Source organism: Dactylosporangium darangshiense (assembly GCF_039537565.1).
GTDB classification, from domain to species: Bacteria; Actinomycetota; Actinomycetes; order Mycobacteriales; family Micromonosporaceae; genus Dactylosporangium; species Dactylosporangium darangshiense.
The window spans coordinates 66,907-84,683 of the sequence record NZ_BAABAT010000016.1; the positions used below are offsets into that span (position 1 = coordinate 66,907).

Here is a 17,777-nt window from a genome sequence, read left to right on the forward strand (position 1 = left end):
GGGCGCCGGCCCGTACGCCGGTCAGTACACCTCGATCTTGCCGGTCGGCCGCGGGCTGAAGCAGTCGTTGAAGAAGTACTCGCCGCGGCGGGTGAACGTGTAGGTCGCCGACTGCCCGGGTGCGAGCCGGAAGTCGAACAGGCCCTCGAAGAACTGGGTCGCGCCGTGCTCGTTGACGTTGTCCGGCGGGTTCACGAACGTCACCGTCGTGCCGAGCGGCACCCGCAGGTGCGTCGGGGCCATCGCGTTGACCGCCGTCGACTCGGCGGTGCCGACCTGGCCGGTCGTCGCGTTGTACGTGCGCGCCAGCACCACCGTGTTGGCCACGACGGCGCCCTCGACCGGCCCGCCGGACACGGGCCGGCGCACCACGGGCGGCGGCGGTGCCGGCGCGGCGGCCACGGTGCCGCCGACCTTGAACGCCCACAGGAAGTCGCCGCGCGGCGCCGAGTCGCCGTAGGGGATACCGGTCCCGCCGGCGTACACGGCCACGTACTGCACGCCGTCGACCTCGTACATGATGGGGCTGCTGCTGATCGCCGCCCCGCACTGGAAGCGCCACAGCTCCCGGCCGTGCTCGGCGTCCAGGCACAGCAGGTTGCCGTCGGGCTGACCGATGAACAGCAGGTTGGCGGCCGTGGTCAGGATGCCGTTGCCGTGCGCCAGGGAGTACGGCATCCGCTTCTTCCACCGCACCCGGTTGGAGCCAGGGTCCACCGCGACGATGCCGCCGGTCTGGTACTCCCCCGGCGGGCGCAGCCCGTTGCTCGCCTCGGTCAGCGAGTGCGCCGCGGCGACGTAGCCGAACCCGGCGTACACCAGGCCGGTGCTGTGGCTGAAGGACTGGTGGTTCCAGTCGGCGCCGCCGCCGTGGCCCGGGATCGACAGCACCGGCACGTCCCAGTGCGGGTCGTAGAGCGCGCCCTGCACGTAGTTGGGCACGGCCCGGTTCGGGTCGCCGGGCACCGACGTGCCCAGCGGCTGGTCGACCACCCGCGTCTCGGTCCACGCACCCTGCCGCGGGAACGGCTGCGTCGGCCACGTCTTCTGCCGCGGGTCCTGCGGCACCGGCACCTCGTCGATGCCCAGCGGCGCCGAGCCGTCGGTGCGGTCGAGGATGAAGTACATCCCGGACTTGCTGCCGTAGACCACGACCTTGCGCGGGCGGCCGTGGATGCGCACGTCGGCGAGCACCGGGGCCATGACGTTGTCCATGTCCCAGATGCCGTGGTGGATGGACTGGAAGTGCCAGCGGTACTTCCCGGTCTTGATCTCCATGGCGACGATGGAGCTGGAGAACAGGTTCATCCCGCCGCGCTGCGAGCCGTCCTGCGACGAGCGGTTGCCCCGCGCGTTGCCGAACGTCCAGTAGACGAGCCCCAGCTCCGGGTCGAGGGCCGGGTGCATCCACGGCGTGGCGCCGCCGGTCTGCCAGGAGTCGCCCTCCCAGGCGTCGTTGCCGAGCTCGCCGGGGTCCGGCGCGCCCCAGAAGTGCCAGACGAGCTCGCCCGTGCCGGCGTCGACGGCCAGCGCCGCGCCGCGGTCGCCGTCGTGGGTGCCGACGTGCAGCAGCCCGTCGTGGTAGGTCACGGCGACCTTCTCCATGTTGCCGTACCCGGTGATCTGCCGCTCCCACACCACCGCGCCGGTGGCCTGGTCGAGCGCGACGATCCAGTTGCCGCGCCCGTGCGTGAACACCAGGCCCTGCCCGACGGCCACGCCGCGGCGGGTCAGCGTGCCTCGGGTCTGCGTGTACGTCCACTTCGTCGCGCCGGTCGCGCCGTCGACGGCGTGGACGTTGCCCAGGGCCGACTCGATGTACAGCACCCCGTCGACGGCCACCGCCGTGCTCTGGTTGGTGCCGGTCGTAAGCCCGCCCTCGATCCGGTTGACCCACGCCGCGCCGAGCCGGCGCACGTTGCCCTGGTGGACGCGGTTGAGCGACGAGTAGTTCTGGTTGCCGTAGTTGCCGCCGACCTTCGGGAAGTCCTTCGCCATCGGCTGGGTGCACGAGCGCGGCACGTGCCCGTCGCCCCTGCCCGGCGCCGCGTCGGCCGCGGCGGCGCCGGCGGGCGCGAGCGCCGTGCCGACCGCGGTGGCGGCCGCGCCCTTGAGCACGCGCCGGCGGTCGACCCCGGCGCCCTCGCTCTGCTGATGCTTCACATTGCCCCCTCGCTGGAGCATTGATGGTCCGCCAGGCGGTCCAATCGTTCCGAAACTGGCGAGCCTGAATGTATAGCTCCGCCAGATCACGAGGCAAGGGTGCGTGAAAGGTCCGCTTGACGGACCTGGGGTGCCGCTGGTTCGTGCGCCAGCGCGGACGTAGCGGGTGCCGGCCGTACTGCGCCGAGGTGAGGCCGCGGGGCCCGAACCCCAGTACCGGACGGCCGGGTGAAACGAGGGGTAGTGGCGGTTTCGTGAACCGGTCACAACGCAACGATCGGGTCGAGGCGCGGCGGATGCCACGCCTGCGCGGTAACCTGGTCGGCGTGCGCATATGGCCACATTCGATCCGGATTGGCCTATTTGTGCGCTTGTCGGCCGTGCCCGCGATCGTCGCTCTGTCGGTGGCCGCTGTTGTCGGTCTGAGCAGTTCAGGGCTGCTGAACCCGTGGTGGTCGCTCTTCGTCAGCGCCGCCGGGCAGGTCTCCGCCGCGCTCGCCGGGACCCTCGCCTGTTGGATCACCGCCGCCCGGCGTTCCGGCGCGCAGCGGTGGTGGCGGCTGTGGATGGGCGCCGCGACATGCGGCTGGATGATCGCGCAGTCCCGCTGGTGCTGGCGCCAGCTGTTCGGCGACGGCGGGCTGCCGGTCCCGTCGCCTGCGGATGCCGTCAACCTGATCCTTGCGGTGTTCGCGCTCGCGGCGATCATCGTGCTGGCCGCCGACCGGCCCGCGCAGAGCGCGCTGCGGCGTCCCGCGGGGCTGATAGTGACGCTCCTCGACGGGCTCATCGTTGTGGGTGCGTTGTTTGTGCTCACCTGGGCCACCGCGCTCGGGTCGGTGGTGCGGGCCGGTGCGGCCACCCCGTTCGGCTACTGGGTTGCGATCTCCTTCCCGGTCGCCGATCTGGTGCTGACCGTCATCGTGATTCTGGTCATCGCCGTATCCGCGTCGGCGGCGAACCGGGTGCAGCTGATCATTCTCGGAGCCGGACTGTTCTGCGTGGCGTTCTCGGACAGCGTCGTCGCGTACCTGCTGTCCGAGGGCGCGCAGAGCATGCCGCCGCTGGCCAATGCCGGGTTCGTCGCCGGGCCCGCTCTCGCCGTAGTCGCCGCGCTGACACCGACCCGCGAGACGCCGCACTGGGCGGTGCGCCCGGACACACGCTGGGGCCACCTGTTGCTGCCCTACGCGCCCGTCGCCGGCACGGGCGTGCTGTTCATCGTCCAGCTCGCCCGGGGCACCCCGATCGATGGCGTCGAGATCGTCGTCGTGACCGTGGTCATCGGAATGCTGATCATCCGCCAGGCGGTCACGCTCGTACAGAGCGCCAATCTCGTCGCGTCGAGGGCGCGGCTCGTGCTCGCTGCCGACCAGACGCGCCGACGGCTCGAGCGCGACCTGCACGATGGCGTCCAACAGCGACTCGTCTCGCTGGCGCTGGACATCCGCCAGGCCCAGGCGGACGTGCCGCCGGAGCTGACGCAGCTTCGGCGGCGGCTTTCCGTCGTCGTGGCCGGGTTGAGCGGCACGGTCGACGACGTGCGGGAGATCTCACGCGGCGTGCACCCTGCGGTCCTCACCGAGGGCGGCCTGCGACCCGCCCTGCGCACGCTGGCCCGCCGCTCCGCCGTCCCGGTGGAGCTCGACGTGCACGTGGACGGCCGCCAGCCGGAACCGGTCGAGGTCGCGGCGTACTACGTGGTGGCGGAGGCGCTGACGAACGCCGTCAAGTACGCCGACGCCACGCACGTCAACGTCTGCGTGCAGGCCCGGGGTAACAACCTGCGCCTGTCGGTGCGCGACGACGGCGTCGGTGGCGCGAACCCGAAGCGCGGCACAGGCCTCATCGGACTCAACGACCGCGTCGAGGCACTGGGCGGCACCCTCACCGTCGACAGCCCGCACGGCCAGGGCACCCACCTGCAGGCTGACTTCCCGCTCGACCGACGGTGACCAGGTTGGAACAGCGAACGGGTGCGGCCGGTCGAAATACCTGGCGAAAACCTTCCCATCCCCGTGCCTGCCCAACCTGGCACAGGGTTCGGGGCGGCCCGATCAGAGCGTGGCGAGGGCCTCCGTCGGGGACAGGCGGGCGGCCCGCATCGCCGGGTAGAGCCCGGCCAGGCCGCCGATGAGCACGGTGGCGACCAGGCCGCCGGCCGTCGCCCAGACCGGCACGACCGCGGGCCAGCCCTGATAGGCCGCGTAGGCCGTGGTGACCGCGATGCCGAGCAGGACGCCGCCGAACCCGCCGAGCAGGGACAGCAGCAGCGACTCGGTCAGGAACTGCAGCCGGACCTGCCCCCGGGTGGCGCCCAGGGACCGGCGCAGCCCGATCTCGGCCCGGCGTTCCAGCACCGAGATCACCATGGTGTTGGCCACCCCGATGCCGCCGACGAGCAGCGCCACCGCGCCCAGGCCCAGCAGCAGCGCGTTGAGGGTGGCGTCGGCGGCCAGCTTGGCCGCCAGCGCGTCCGACGGCCGCGACACGTTGACCGCGGCGGGCGCCTCCGGATTCGCGGTGGCCGCCAGGACCTTGCGCACCGCCGCGATCCGGCTGTCCGGAGCCTTGGTGTAGATGGTGGTCGCCCGCTGGTCGAAGCCGCACTTGTCCGCGGCGATGTCCCAGCCCATGAGCACCGCATTGTCCAGCTCGGGCGCCAGCGCGACCGGGTTGAGGACACCGATCACGGTGAACCGGTGCCTGCCGATCAGGATCTCCTCCTGCGGATCGGCCCGGCCAATGCCGAGCCGCTTGGCGGTGGTGGAGCCCAGCACCGCCGCCGGATAGCGGCCGGTGATGCCGTTGAGCCAAACCCCGCTGCGCATCGTGGCGCCCACGGTGACCTTCAGGCTCTCCCGGGCCGCGAACACGGCCAGGCCGTTGGACTGCGCCTTCGGGATCTGGTCGGTGCGGTACACCTTGATGTCGTTGATCGCGCCGATCGCCGACGTGCCGGTCACCGAGTCGATCCGGCCGATCATCGCCTCGGCCTCCTCGGGCAGCTCCGCCGTCTTGCCCGACAGCGTCTGCCCGGGCGAGACGGTGAGCAGGTTGGTGCCGATCGCGGCCAGCCGGCGGTCCAGCTCGGCCCGCGAGGACGAGGAGATGCCCACCACGGCGACCATCGCGGCGATACCGATCGCGATGCCCAGCGCGGACAGTCCCGCGCGGGTCGGGCGGGTGCGCAGCCCGGCCGCCCCGACGCGGAACACGTCGCGCACGGGCATCCGCTGCGGCGACAGGGAAGGCCGGTCCATTTGTCTGGTCGACATGGCTCACCCCACCCGCAGCATGGTCGCGCTGTCCTCGACGATCCGCCCGTCGCGCATGTGGACCCGCCGGTCCAGCCCCTCGGCGAGTTCCCGATCGTGCGTGATCACCACGACCGTCGTGCCACCGGCATGCAGATCGCGCAACAGCGCGACCACGCCCTGCCCGGCGGCCGTGTCCAGGTTGCCGGTCGGCTCGTCGGCCAGCAGCAGCGCGGGATCGCCGATCACCGCCCGGGCGATCGCCACCCGCTGCTTCTCCCCGCCGGACAACTCGTTCGGCTCATGGTCGAGCCGGTGCCCGAGCCCGACGCGCTCCAGCGCCGCCTCGGCCCGCCGGCGCCGCTCGCCCAGCCCGACCCCGGCATACAGCAGCCCGTCGGCCACATTGTCCAGCGTCGGCACGCCGGGTGCCAGGTGGAACTGCTGGAAGACGAAGCCGAGCCGGTGCGCCCGCAGGGCCGACAGCTTGCGGTCCGACAGCTGCGACACGTCGTAGCCGTCGATGACCACCCGGCCCGACGTGGGCCGGTCGAGCGTGCCGAGCATGTTCAGCATGGTGGACTTGCCCGACCCGGACGGGCCGACCACCGCCACCAGCTCCCCGGCGGCGACGCTCAGGCTCACCCCTGCCAGCGCGTGCACGCCGCCCGGATACACCTTCGTGACATCGACGAGGTCGATCACTGCGGTATCCCCACCGTCATGCCCTCGCGCAGGCCATCGCCGCTGACCTCCACCCGGCCGTTGGCGAACAGCCCGGTCCGCACCTTCACGAACCGGGTGCTCGTGCCCTCGATGACCTCGACGCCATAGCCGCCCTCGTTCAACGCCACCAGGGCCCCGACCGGCACCGTCAGCACGTCCTTGTGCTCGTCCGCCGTGAAGACCACGGTCACGACCGCCGCCTCGATCGTTGCCACCGCGTCCGGGTTGTTCAGCGACACGATCGCCTCGATCTTCGTCGTCGGATCCGAGCCCTGGCTCACCGCCGGCTCGATCACCGTGTACACCCGGTCGACCACGCCGGGCACCCGGGTGCCGTCCGGCAGCTCGATCTGGACCAGTGCGCCCTTACGCGCCAGCCGCTGCTTGGACACGTCCAGCCGGGCCGTCACCCGCCGCGTGGTGCCGGTGTACTTGAGCACCTCCTGACCGTCCCGGGCCGACTGGTTCAACCCCGCGGTGACGCTGTCCACGCGGATCGTGCCCGGCGCGAACACCACCCGGCCGAGCTCCACCCGGCCCGTCTGCGTCAGGCCCAGGTCCTTCTGCCACCGCGACACCGCCTGCGCGGTCGCCGACGTGTACTTCTGATCGACCGTGATCCCGCTGCCGTAGCCCAGGGCCCGCAGGTTGTCCTCGAGCTGCTGCACATCCGCGCCCTCGGACCCGGTGGTCAGCTCCCGGTACGCCGGCAGCGCGCCGTAGAGCAGCACGACCGGGGTGTTGTCCACCCGGTAGATCGCCCTGCCCCGGGTGATGAGGTCGCCGGCCAGCGGCATGCCCGTGATGATGCCCGGGACCCGCCCCGGCAGCACCGTCTGCCCGCCGTACCCCAGATCCCCGGACGCCTCGTCCGTGTCCTGCAACGTCTGCCGCGAAACCTGCGTGCGGGCCGGCGGCAGGTTCGACGCGGACTGCCGGTCCGTCCCGTCGTCGCCGAACCCCAGCCCGGACGCGGCCACGCCGGCCGCCCCGACCGCGGCCACCACCGTGCCCACGATCACGGCCCTCCGGCCACGCCGCCGGCGCCGCGTCGCCCGCCGCCTCACCTGCGGCTCGGGCGACCGGTCCGGCTGCCCGTGCGCTCCCTCGTCCGTCATCACGATGTCGGTCAAGAGCTCGTCGCATTCGGCGTGTTCTGCTGCTTCAGGCACGTGCTCTCCGCCGACGCGAACTGCGGATCGCTGCGCAGCGAATCGGGGACCGGCAACTTGCCGCTCGAGTCCGGATCGGGGAAGTTCTCCACACCGTGCTCACGCATGCACCTCGACATCTGCCGCAGCAGTTCGAGCTTCTCGGCCGGGACGTTGCCGTTGGACTCGCGCCCGGGCTTGTACTGCGCACAGGCCTGCTCAGCTGACTGGATCTTCGACTGGTCCGTTTCCTTGATCTGGCCCAGGTCGATCTCTTGGCCGTGGAACTGCGGGTCGTCCATCTGCACGCCATGGTCACGCATGCACTGCGTGTACTTGAGCGCCTTGTCCTGGGCGCTGAGCGTGGAACCGGCATCCGCCGTCCCGTGGTCCTTCGAGCAGCCGGCGGCCAGCACGAGCATCAGCGGCAGCAGACATAGGGTTGTGAGGCTCCTTCGCATCAACGATCTCCCCTTGCTCGAAGGCGGCACCGATCGCCTTCAGTAGAGCGGAGCGAGCGCAACACCACCGTGACAGCGCGCGTAACACCGTTGTTGCACCGGCTCATGGAGACTGGGTCGATGGCCGACCCGCCGCTGACCGAAACCGTCAAGCCCAAATCGTTGCGGCTGCGCCTGACGCTGACGTACGCATTCGTGTTCCTGTTGACCGGCGCGGCGCTGCTCGCGGTGAACTACGGCCTGATGTACAACAAACTCAGCACTCCGCCGGCCGCCGACAAGGTGGTCGTCAAGGAGGGCGTCGCAGTCGGCAACGCGCCCGCGTCCGGCGGCGACCTCGTCCGGCTGGAGGCGGCGAGGACGTCGGCGATCGCGCTGGCCATCATGACGTTGCTGGTGGTGGCCGCGTCGTGGGTCCTGGCGGGCCGGATGCTGCGGCCGGTGCGCACGCTGACCGCCACCACCCGCCGGATCTCGCAGGACCGGCTGCACCTGCGCATCGCCCTGGCCGGGCCGCGCAACGAGCTCAAGGAAATGGCCGACACCTTCGACGAGATGGTCGCGCGGCTGGAGGCGGCGTTCGCCAGCCAGCGCCGGTTCGTCGGCGACGTCTCGCACGAGCTGCGCACCCCGCTCGCGATCGTGCGGACCAGCGCCGAGGTCCTGCTGTCGAAGCCGGAGACCACGACCGCCCAGTGGCGCGACATGGCGGGCCGCGTGCTGATCGCGACCGGTCGGGCCGAACGGCTGCTGGACGGTCTGCTGGCGCTCGCCCGCAGCGACAGCGGCGCGATCGTCCGGGAGCCGCACGATCTGGCGGTCGCGGCGGCCGCGGCGCTGATCGCGGCGGACGACGAGGCGGAGGCGGCGCAGCTGTCGGTCACCTCGGACCTGTCCCCGGCCCCGGTCACCGGCGACCCGGTGCTGCTCGACCGCCTGGTGCGCAACCTCGTGGACAACGCGATCCGGCACAACCACCACGGCGGATGGATCGAGGTGGCGACGAGCGGTGGGGACGACGGCGCGGTCGTGCGGGTCCGCAACAGCGGCGACACCGTCCCGGCCGCGGACGTGGACCGGCTGTTCCAGCCGTTCCAGCGGCTCCGGCCCGACCGCACCGCGGACGGCAGGTCCAGCGGCCTGGGCCTGGCCATCGTCCGGTCCATCGTGCACGCGCACCGGGGGACGGTGGCGGCGCAGCCGCTGGCCGGGGGCGGCCTGCAGGTCGTCGTCACGCTGCCGGCCCGCGACACGCCGCCGGCGGCCGCCGGCGATTAGCCGGTGAAGGAGACGATGTACGGGTGCGGGTACTGCTGATCGAGGACGAGTTGCTGCTGGCCGGTCAGGTCGCCGACGGCCTGCGGGACCTGGGCATCGCGGTCGACCTCGCCGCCGACGGGGTCGACGGGCTGCACAAGGCGCGCTCCAACCGGTATGACGTGGTCGTGCTCGACCGCGACCTGCCCGCGCTGCACGGCGACCAGGTGTGCAGCGCGCTGAGCCAGGACGGCGACGCCCGCATCCTCATGCTCACCGCGGCCGGCGACGCCGCCGACCGGGTCGCCGGTCTGCTCCTGGGGGCCGACGACTACCTGCCCAAGCCGTTCATCTTCGACGAGTTGGTGCTGCGGATCCGGGCGTTGGCCCGGCGGGCCAACAACGCCCCGCGGATCCTGCAGCACGCCGACCTGATTTTCGACACCACCCGGCGGCTCGTCACCCGGGGCGGGCGGATCATCCCGCTGACGACCAAGGAGCTCGCTGTGCTGGAGGTCCTGATGACCGCCGACGGCGCCGTGGTCAGCGCCGAGGATCTGCTGGAGCGGGCCTGGGACGAGCACGTCGACCCGTTCACCGCCACCGTGCGGGTCACCGTCGCCCGGCTGCGCCGCAAGCTGGGCGAGCCGCCGCTCGTCGAGACCGTCATCGGGGCGGGCTACCGGCTATGAGCTCGCCGCCGGCGCTCTAACGGTGATTCGGAAATGGTGGCCCGTGCTGACATTGCCCGTTCGCGCGCAGCCATCGGCGGTGAGTGGCCGCGGCGATGCCGTGCACCAGCCGGGCCAGACCCGCCGCTCCCTCGGCGTCGTCGGCGCGGCGCACCGTCGTGAGGATCGGCGCGACCTCGTCGAGCTCGACGCCGCCGCGCAGCAGCACGAACTGGAGCGCCAGGCCGGCCAGGCGGGCGTTGCCGTCGTCGTACGGGTGGAAGAAGGCGACGTCGAGGTAGACCCGGGCGGCGCGCGCCGTCACCGGCGTCGAACGGTCGGCGGTCTGTGCCACACATGCGGCGAACCGCTGCTCGGTGTCGGCACGCAGCCCGTACCGCTCCCGGCCGTGCTTCGCGTACGCCGGCGCCCGGCGGAACGCCGCGACGGGGACGCCACGGACGATCCGGTTCCAGCGGGCCAGCAGGTCCAGGTCGAGGTCGGCTCCGGCGGACGCCTCGCGCCGCACGTCGTCGCGCGCGGCCAGCAGCCGTTGCGGACCACGCCCGGCAAAGCCGTCGCGCACGGCGGGCACCGGCGCCGGAAGGTGCGGTACGACATCCCGCCAGGCCACAAGCTCCCGCACCCGCTGCCACGCCGCCAGGTGGTCAGGCGCGGTCACCGGCCACCCGCAGGGCCAGGTCCTCGGCGACCGACTCCACGACCGCCCTCGGCGGCTCCACCCAGCTGTCGAACCGGCCCGCGACCGCGTACTCGAGCAGCTCCACCCGTCGGGCGGCCTCGATGCCGGCCGCGTCGAGGAACCAGCCGAGCACGGTCGTGCAGCAGCCGTACCAGCCGGACTCGTACTGGGTGCGGTCGCCGACCGCGGTGACCAGATGAGCGACCGCGCGTTCCCATCCGTCCAGGTCACCGGCGGGCAGGGGAAGGAACCGGGCGAACCGCTCCGCCAGGTCGCCCAGCCAGCCGTGCCACTCCACGAGAGCCGCGGCGATGGTTGCCACGGTCGCCTCGGGCGTGGTGACCGAGTGCCGGTAGCAGCACCAGGAGCCCACCGGGCCGCCGTCGAGGTCGCCCTCGCCCACCGACCAGCGCCAGCCCACCGCCCACGGCCCGAACCGGTCGGCGAGGCCGGCGGTCACGCGCTCCAGCCACAGGTCCCTGAGGCGCCAGTCGGCGTCGCGTGACGGCAGCTCGGACGCGGCGACCAGGCCGGACACCACCGCCGGAACCGTTGCCGGGTCGAAGGCCCGGCCCGTGGGGTCGACGTCGGCCCAGCTCAGGTCCGCCGGATGGGACCGGCGGATGGCCGGATGCCCGGTGTGGATGGCGATCCGGCCATGGCCCTGGACGGCCCGCCAGGCCGGTGGTTCGCCGGTGCCGCCCGTCGCCGCCGGTGCCGCCGCGGCGAAGCGGCCGCGGGCATCGGTGGCGAGCTCGACCAGCAGCTCGTGCCAGGCGACCACCGCGTCGGCGAGGCGGGTCAGCGTCTCGGCCGGCGTCATCACCGTGGCGTGTTCCGTCCGCCAGATCGGGATGAGCCCGCGGTTCTGGTACTCCTCCATCGCGACCGTGTACGGCCAGCCCACCACCCAGTCGCCGAGACGTTCGACCAGGGCGGCCGTCATCCGGTCGAACCAGAGGCCGACGAGCCGCCAGTCGGTGCCGACCGGCGGGACTTCGGCGGCCGGCGGCAGGGACCGCACCAGATCCGCGACGCCGGCCGGGTCGAACGCGGGCCGTCCGGCGGGGTCGACGTCTCTCCACGTGAGCGTCCAGAAATTGGGGAGATCCACTCTCATAGTGCCGCCAGGCTAACGCACCGGGCAAAATTGGTCCCGAATCAGAGCGGCACTTTGGCCCACGGACCCGGACCGATTTGCTCCTACGGTCGGTACATGACGACGTTCGCCACCTCGCCGGCCGTGACCCGGACCCGGCTGCTGAGCCGGCCGCTGCTGCTGGTGTCCGCCATCGACTTCCTGGGCCTCACCGCCTTCTACCTGCTGCTGCCCGTCGTGCCCGCCGCCGTCGCCGCGTCCGGTGCCGGCGGGGCCGCCGGCGGGCTCGCCACCGGGGTGCTCATGGGCTCGACGGTGGCCGCCGAGGCGGTGCTGCCGCGGCTGGTGCGGCTGTTCGGGTACCGCGGCGTGATCGCCGCCGGGCTGGCGCTGCTCGGCCTGCCCTCGCTCGTGCTCACCGCCACGACCGGGCTCGGCGCGGTGCTCGCCGTGTGCGCGCTGCGCGGCATGGGCGTGGCGACCATCTTCGTGGCGTGCGGCGCCTGGTCGGCGCAGCTGATCCCCCCGGAGCGGCGCGGCGAAGGCCTCGGCGCGATCGGCATTGTCGCGAGCGTGCCGGCCGTGGTCGGGATGCCCGCCGGGCTCTGGCTCGCCGTGCACGCCGGCTATCCGGCCGCATTCACCGCCGGCGCCGTCCTCGCCCTGGCCGGGCTGCTCGCCCTGCCGATGCTGCCCGGCGGCGACGGGCGGGGCGGCCGGGAGCGCGCCGGCGCCTACGGGATGGCGCATGCCGTGCGCGACCCGAAGCTGACCCGGCCGGCGCTCGTGTTCGCCGCCGCCGCGACCCTCGCCGGGATCGTCGCCACGTTCCTGCCCGCGGTGCTGCCGCACGCCGGTGGGGGCACCATCGCCGCCGCGCTGCTCGTGCAGTCGCTCGCCGGCACCGTCACCCGCTGGTGGGCCGGGCGGATCGGCGACCGGCGCGGGCCGCGCCGGCTGCTGGCGCCCGCGATGCTCGCGACCGCCGCCGGCCTGGCCGCGCTGGCCATCGCCGACCGGCCGGCGGCCGTCCTGGCCGCGGCCGCCGTCTTCGGTTGCGGTTTCGGGGCACTGCAGACCGCGAGCCTCACCCTGATGCTGGATTCGGTACCGCAGCAGCGATACGGCACGGTGACCGCCCTGTGGAGCGTGGCGTACGACGCGGGGCTCGGCATCGGCGCGGCGGGCTTCGGAGTGCTGGCGTCCGCGACCGGATACCCGATCGGCCTCACGATCGCCGCCGCGCTCGCCGCCGCGACGCTGCTGGCGCTGCGGACATCGTCCCGACGGCGATGAACCCTTGAATACCAACGCGTTTCGCCCCAACAGGTGTGGGTAGCGCTCAGTTTTCCCCCCGATCCAGCCGAAGGGAGAAGCCATGCGTTGCAAGACGCAGGTGGTTCTGGCCGCGGGCATCGGCTATCTGCTCGGGCGGCAGCACAAGCTGCGCTGGGGCCTGCTGCTCGCCGCGGCCGCCGCGAGCGGACGGCTCAGCCGGCCCGGCGGCCTGTTGGAGCACGGCGTGCGGGCGCTGGGCTCCGCGCCGGAGCTCGGCAAGCTCGGCGAGATGGGCGTACCGCTGGTCAACGCCGCGAAGGATGCCGCACAGTCGGCGGTCTCCGGCCGTATCGCGTCGGTGAGCGACCGGCTGCGCGAGCGCACCGATGCGCTGCGCGAGCCGGGAGGTCGCGAGGAGCGGCGAGGCCGCGAGGAGGAGCGGGACCGCGAGGAGCGGCGAGGCCGCGAGGAGCCGCGGGACCGCGAGGAGCGGCGAGGCCGCGAGGAGCCGCGGGACCGCGAGGAGCGGCGAGGCCGCGAGGAGCCGCGGGACCGCGAGGAGCGGCGAGGCCGCGAGGAGCCGCGGGACCGCGAGGAGCGGCGAGGCCGGGAAGAGCCGCGGGACCGCGAGGAGCGGCGAGGCCGGGAAGAGCCGCGGGACCGCGAGGAGCCGCGAGGTCGCGAGGAGGAGCGCGGCGACGGCCGGCGGCGGTCCATCCGTCGCGCGCGTCAGGACGCGGAGGACTACGAGCCGGAGGACACGACGGACATCGACGAGGAGGACGTCGACGAGGAGGACGAGGACGAGCTGGTGTCCGCCGGCGTACGGCACAACGGCCGGCCGCCGGTACGGCGGAGATGAGCGCCATGCCTACGCAGACGAAAGGCATCGGCGCCCAGATCGCCGACGTGGTCAAGGAGGACCTGCGGGACCTGGCCTCGGCCGCCGGCAAGCGCGCGCTCAGCTCGGCCGGCCGCAAGGTCGGCTCGGTGACCGACCGGCTCGGCGGCCTTGCCGGCGGCGAGGGCGGCCCGGGCCTGTCCGCCGCGGTGACCGGCGTGCAGAAGATGGCCGAGGGCAAGTCGCCGATGCGGGCGGCGTTCTCCGGCGGCCTGTCCGGCGTCAAGGAGAAGGTCAAGGGCATGTTCGGCGGCGGCAAGGGCGGCCGCGGCAAGAAGCTCAAGGTCACCAACATCGAGGAGACGGTCGACGTCGGCGTGCCGGTGCGGGTCGCCTACAACCAGTGGACGCAGTTCGCGGACTTCCCGAGCTTCATGAAGAAGGTCGAGAGCGTCGAGCAGGCGTCGGACGAGAAGACCAACTGGAAGGCACAGGTCTTCTGGTCCCACCGCACGTGGGAGGCCACGATCAGCCAGCAGATCCCGGACTACAACATCGTCTGGAAGTCCAAGGGACCCAAGGGCCACGTCGACGGCTCCGTCACGTTCCACGACCTGCGGCCGAACCTCACGCGGATCATCCTGGCCATGGAGTACCACCCCCAGGGCTTCTTCGAACACACCGGCAACCTGTGGCGGGCGCAGGGGCGCCGGGCCCGCCTGGAGCTCAAGCACTACCGCCGGCACGTCATGACCCAGACGATCCTCGACCCCGACAGCGTCGAGGGCTGGCGCGGCGAGATCCGCGACGGCGAGGTCGTCAAGGATGACGAGACGGCCAGGCGCGAGGAGGAGGAGCAGCAGCAGCAGCCCGAGGAGCGCGGGGAAGAAGACGAAGAAGAAGAAGAAGAAGGGGAAGAAGGGGAAGAGGAAGAGGAGGAAGGGGAAGAGGAAGAAGAGGAGCGCGAGGGACCCGAGGACCGCGAGGAGCGGGAGCCCGACGACACGCAGGAGCGCGGGGAACAGACCCGTCAGTCGCGGCTCCGGCGGCGACCCGAACGGCCTGAGCGGGCTGAGCGGGCCGAGCGGCCTGAGCGGCCTGAGCGGTCCGAACGTCCCGTGCGGCGGCGGCTAAAGGAAAAGGAATCGGAGAAGCAACGATGACTTCCGCAATGCAGCAACGCGGCGGGGGCGTCGTCGACCGGCCGAACTCGGCGTCGCTCGCCGACGTGATCGACACGATCCTCGACAAGGGGCTCGTCATCGACGCGTACGTCCGGGTCTCGCTCGTCGGCATCGAGCTGCTGACCATCGACGCGCGCATCGTCGTGGCGAGCGTCGACACGTACCTGCGCTTCGCCGAGGCGGTCAACCGCCTGGACATCTCGCAGGAGAAGGCCGGGTTACCCGAGCTCGTGGGTGACATGGCGGAAGGCGGCGCCAAGCACAAGGTCAAGGGCGGCGTGCGAGGGGCACTGGAGGCCGCCGGGGACAAGGTGCGCGACGTGATCGACGCGCCGGAGGAGCCGCAGCGCGAACGGCGGCGGCGCAGGGAGGAGGACTGACATGCCCACCGCCACCGGCATCTACGTCTACGGCATCGTGCCGGCGGACGTGGAGACGGAGCCCGAGGCCCGCGGCGTCGGCGAGGACGCGGCGCGCATCAGCGTCGTGCGCCACGACCGGATCGGGGCGCTCGTGTCCGAGATACCGCTCGACCGTCCACTTGGGACGCCCGACGACCTCCTCGCCCACGAGCGGCTGCTGGATGCCGTCGCCGGCGTCGTGCCGGTGCTGCCGATGCGCTTCGGTGCGGTCCTGACGGACCGGCAGGCGACGGTCGATGAGCTGCTCGCGCCGCACCATGACGAGTTCGACACGGCGCTGCGCGAGCTCGAGGGCCTGGCGGAGTACCTCATCAACGCCCGCTACGTGCAGGACGCCATCCTGCGCGAGGTCCTCGCCGAGGACCCGGAGCTCGAGCGGCGCCGGGCGGCGCTGCGCGGCCGGCCCGACGAGGAGACCCACGCCGAACGGATCGCGCTCGGCGAGGCCATCGGCGGTGCGGTCGACGTGCACCGCGACGTGGACGCGAGCGCGATCGCCGAGGCGCTGGTGCCGGTCGTCGCCGACCTCGTCATGCGGCCGCCGCCGGGCGAGTTCGACGTCGCCGCCGTCGCCGTGCTCGCCGAGACCGGCCGCGAGAAGGAACTGGTGCACGCGGTGCAGGAGCTGGCCCGCCGCTGGGCCGGGCGCGTCGAGGTCCGGCTGCTCGGGCCGGTGGCGCCATACGACTTCACCGCCGAGCCCCGGCCCGAGGAGTGAGCCGTGGGCATCATCGGCGCCATCCTGACCGCACCCCTCGCACCCGCACGCCTGGCGCTGTGGGTCGGCGGGGTGATCCAGCAGCAGGTCGAGCACGAGTGGTACGACCCGTCGGTGATCCGGCGCCACATCACCGAGGTCGACGAGGCCGAGGCCGACGGGCGGATCGAGCCGCAGGAGGCCGACGAGATCCGGGCCGAGCTCATCGGCCGGCTGGTCCGCCCGGCGGACATGAGATAGGAGGGCTGAACCGTGGCCCGCAGCGACGAACGGTACGACGACGACTACGCCGAGGACCCCGGTTCGATCGTGCGGACGGTGCTGCACGACGTCGCCGAGCTGACCGGCAAGCCGCCGTCCGGCGTCACGGCGCTGGAGCGCGACGACGACGGCTGGCTCGTCGAGGTCGAGGTCGTCGAGGACCGGCGCATCCCCTCGTCCAGCGACGTCCTGGCGACCTACCGGGCACAGGTCACCGCGGAGGGCGACCTGACCGCGCTGCGCCGCACCCGGAGGTACTCGCGCGGCAAGGGCGACGAGGGGGCGTGAGATGCAGCCGACGCCCCACGGCTCCGGCGCCACCACCGCGGTGGCCCGCGGCGGGCACGAGCCGGCGAATCTCGGCGACATCCTGGAACGGGTCCTCGACCGCGGCATCGTCATCGTCGGCGACATCCGGGTGAGCCTGCTCGACATCGAGCTGCTCACGGTCAAGCTGCGCCTCGTCGTCGCCTCCGTCGACACCGCCCGCGAGATGGGCATCGACTGGTGGGAGCACGACCCGTGGCTCAGCTCCCGGGCCCACGAGCCGCTGCCCGAGGGCGAGCGGACCCGCGAGCCGCTGCCGGAAGGCGAGCGGGCTCGGGAGCAGCTGCCCGCGGGCGAGCGGACTCGGGAGCCGCTGCCCGCGGGCAAGCGGACTCGGGAGCCGCTGCCCGCGGGCAAGCGGGCTCGGGAGCCGCTGCCAGAGCGCGAGCGTGCCCACGAGCCGCTGCCCGAGCGCGAGCGGGCGCCGGCCATCGACCGGGGCGCCCGGAAGGAGCGGCGCCATGGCTGAGGCGCTCTGGCTGCACGCCGTCGCCCGCGATGCCGGCGGGCTGGACGGTTTCCCGGGCATCGTCGGCGCGACGGTGCGCACGGTCGCGACGGCGGGCCTGGTGGCCGTGGTCTCGCCCGTGGACCCGGCGGAGTTCGGCGAGGAGGCGCTGCGGCGCAACCTGGAGGATCTGCCGTGGCTGGAGGGTGTGGCCCGGGCCCATCACGCCGTGGTGGCGGCCGCGGGCGAGCGCGGCGCCGTCGTGCCGGCCACCCTCGCCACCGTGTACCGCGACGACGCCGGCGTGCGGGCGATGCTCGAGCAGCGCCGCGCCGACCTCGACGCCGCCCTCGACCGCATCAGCGGCCACACCGAGTGGGGCGTAAAGGTGTACGCCGGCACAGAGCCCATTCGGGCGCCTGCGCAGGAGAAGCCCGCCAGCGCTCACCCGGGCACCGACTACCTGCGGCGGCGCCGCGCCGAGCTGTCCGCCGGCGACGAGCGGCGGCGGCGCGCGGAGCACGATGCGGAGCAGATCCACGAGGCGCTCGCCGACAGCGCCGACGCGGCCCGCCGCCACCCGCCGCAGGACCGCCGCCTCACCGGCCATGCCGAGCCGATGGTGCTCAACGGCGCCTACCTGGTCAGCACGGACGACTCGAGCCGGTTCGCCGACGCCGTTGACGAGCTGGCGCAGCGCCATCCCGGCCTGCGTCTGGAGCTCACCGGTCCGTGGCCGCCGTATTCGTTCGCATCGGCCGAGGAAGCCCCGGCCGGGGAGGCGCCGGCGCGATGACGGTTACGGCGGGC

19 protein-coding genes are annotated in these 17,777 nt (G+C 72.9%); 12 read left to right on the plus strand and 7 right to left on the minus strand.

The window, feature by feature from the left end; all coding sequences use genetic code 11:
- Positions 1 to 21 precede the first annotated feature (21 nt).
- Positions 22 to 2,163: an outer membrane protein assembly factor BamB family protein gene (locus ABD901_RS27445; RefSeq protein ID WP_345130614.1), complete on the minus strand. Its 2,142-nt coding sequence runs from the start codon at positions 2,161 to 2,163 to the stop codon at positions 22 to 24.
- 380 nt (positions 2,164 to 2,543) lie between these two features.
- Here ABD901_RS27445 and ABD901_RS27450 point away from each other — a divergent pair, with 380 nt between their 5' ends.
- Positions 2,544 to 4,118, plus strand: coding sequence for a sensor histidine kinase (locus tag ABD901_RS27450; protein WP_345130617.1), 1,575 nt, complete (start codon positions 2,544 to 2,546; stop codon positions 4,116 to 4,118).
- Positions 4,119 to 4,220: 102 nt separating this feature from the next.
- On the opposite strand, the gene ABD901_RS27455 is transcribed toward ABD901_RS27450, so the two are convergent.
- The 4 genes from ABD901_RS27455 to ABD901_RS27470 form a co-directional block, all read right to left on the minus strand.
- A complete protein-coding gene (locus ABD901_RS27455; protein WP_380139599.1) occupies positions 4,221 to 5,426 on the minus strand; it encodes an ABC transporter permease in 1,206 nt (401 codons plus the stop codon).
- An 18-nt stretch (positions 5,427 to 5,444) separates the two neighbouring features.
- A complete protein-coding gene (locus tag ABD901_RS27460; RefSeq protein WP_345130621.1) occupies positions 5,445 to 6,125 on the minus strand; it encodes an ABC transporter ATP-binding protein in 681 nt (226 codons plus the stop codon).
- Complete coding sequence (locus ABD901_RS27465; RefSeq protein WP_345130623.1) at positions 6,122 to 7,168, minus strand: peptidoglycan-binding protein; 1,047 nt, start codon at positions 7,166 to 7,168, stop codon at positions 6,122 to 6,124. Before ABD901_RS27465 ends, ABD901_RS27460 begins: the two co-directional genes overlap by 4 nt.
- Before the next feature lie 107 nt (positions 7,169 to 7,275).
- Positions 7,276 to 7,719, minus strand: coding sequence for a hypothetical protein (locus ABD901_RS27470; protein ID WP_345130625.1), 444 nt, complete (start codon positions 7,717 to 7,719; stop codon positions 7,276 to 7,278).
- A gap of 159 nt (positions 7,720 to 7,878) precedes the next feature.
- Here ABD901_RS27470 and ABD901_RS27475 point away from each other — a divergent pair, with 159 nt between their 5' ends.
- Positions 7,879 to 9,036, plus strand: a complete 1,158-nt coding sequence (locus ABD901_RS27475; RefSeq protein ID WP_345130627.1) for a sensor histidine kinase — start codon at positions 7,879 to 7,881, stop codon at positions 9,034 to 9,036.
- Positions 9,037 to 9,059: 23 nt separating this feature from the next.
- Positions 9,060 to 9,707 carry a response regulator transcription factor gene (locus ABD901_RS27480; protein WP_345130629.1) on the plus strand — a complete coding sequence of 216 codons (648 nt, stop codon included), beginning with the start codon at positions 9,060 to 9,062 and terminating at the stop codon, positions 9,705 to 9,707.
- A gap of 16 nt (positions 9,708 to 9,723) precedes the next feature.
- Here ABD901_RS27480 and ABD901_RS27485 read toward each other — a convergent pair whose 3' ends face one another.
- The gene (locus ABD901_RS27485; RefSeq protein ID WP_345130631.1) at positions 9,724 to 10,368 is read right to left on the minus strand and encodes a hypothetical protein; all 645 of its coding nucleotides are present in this window, start codon (positions 10,366 to 10,368) and stop codon (positions 9,724 to 9,726) included.
- Positions 10,355 to 11,509 carry a hypothetical protein gene (locus ABD901_RS27490; RefSeq protein WP_345130632.1) on the minus strand — a complete coding sequence of 385 codons (1,155 nt, stop codon included), beginning with the start codon at positions 11,507 to 11,509 and terminating at the stop codon, positions 10,355 to 10,357. Before ABD901_RS27490 ends, ABD901_RS27485 begins: the two co-directional genes overlap by 14 nt.
- A 96-nt stretch (positions 11,510 to 11,605) precedes the next feature.
- On the opposite strand from ABD901_RS27490, the gene ABD901_RS27495 reads away from it, so the two are divergent.
- From ABD901_RS27495 to ABD901_RS27535, 9 genes are all read left to right on the plus strand, one after another.
- Positions 11,606 to 12,784, plus strand: coding sequence for an MFS transporter (locus ABD901_RS27495; RefSeq protein WP_345130634.1), 1,179 nt, complete (start codon positions 11,606 to 11,608; stop codon positions 12,782 to 12,784).
- An 82-nt stretch (positions 12,785 to 12,866) separates the two neighbouring features.
- On the plus strand, positions 12,867 to 13,628 hold the full coding sequence (locus tag ABD901_RS27500; RefSeq protein WP_345130636.1) for a hypothetical protein: 762 nt from the start codon (positions 12,867 to 12,869) through the stop codon (positions 13,626 to 13,628).
- Between the two features lie 5 nt (positions 13,629 to 13,633).
- Positions 13,634 to 14,770 (plus strand): SRPBCC family protein, encoded by a 1,137-nt coding sequence (locus ABD901_RS27505; RefSeq protein ID WP_345130638.1) that lies wholly within the window; start codon positions 13,634 to 13,636, stop codon positions 14,768 to 14,770.
- A complete protein-coding gene (gvpJ, locus tag ABD901_RS27510) occupies positions 14,767 to 15,171 on the plus strand; it encodes a gas vesicle protein GvpJ (protein WP_425556722.1) in 405 nt (134 codons plus the stop codon). Before ABD901_RS27505 ends, gvpJ begins: the two co-directional genes overlap by 4 nt.
- Before the next feature lies 1 nt (position 15,172).
- Positions 15,173 to 15,931, plus strand: a complete 759-nt coding sequence (locus ABD901_RS27515) for a GvpL/GvpF family gas vesicle protein (protein WP_345130640.1) — start codon at positions 15,173 to 15,175, stop codon at positions 15,929 to 15,931.
- Between the two features lie 3 nt (positions 15,932 to 15,934).
- On the plus strand, positions 15,935 to 16,171 hold the full coding sequence (locus tag ABD901_RS27520; protein ID WP_345130642.1) for a gas vesicle protein GvpG: 237 nt from the start codon (positions 15,935 to 15,937) through the stop codon (positions 16,169 to 16,171).
- 12 nt (positions 16,172 to 16,183) lie between these two features.
- A complete protein-coding gene (gvpO, locus tag ABD901_RS27525) occupies positions 16,184 to 16,480 on the plus strand; it encodes a gas vesicle protein GvpO (protein WP_345130644.1) in 297 nt (98 codons plus the stop codon).
- A gap of 1 nt (position 16,481) precedes the next feature.
- A complete protein-coding gene (locus tag ABD901_RS59150; RefSeq protein WP_425556723.1) occupies positions 16,482 to 16,988 on the plus strand; it encodes a gas vesicle protein in 507 nt (168 codons plus the stop codon).
- On the plus strand, positions 16,981 to 17,763 hold the full coding sequence (locus ABD901_RS27535) for a GvpL/GvpF family gas vesicle protein (protein ID WP_345130646.1): 783 nt from the start codon (positions 16,981 to 16,983) through the stop codon (positions 17,761 to 17,763). The genes ABD901_RS59150 and ABD901_RS27535 overlap by 8 nt, the downstream gene beginning before the upstream one ends.
- The last annotated feature ends 14 nt before the right edge of the window (positions 17,764 to 17,777 follow it).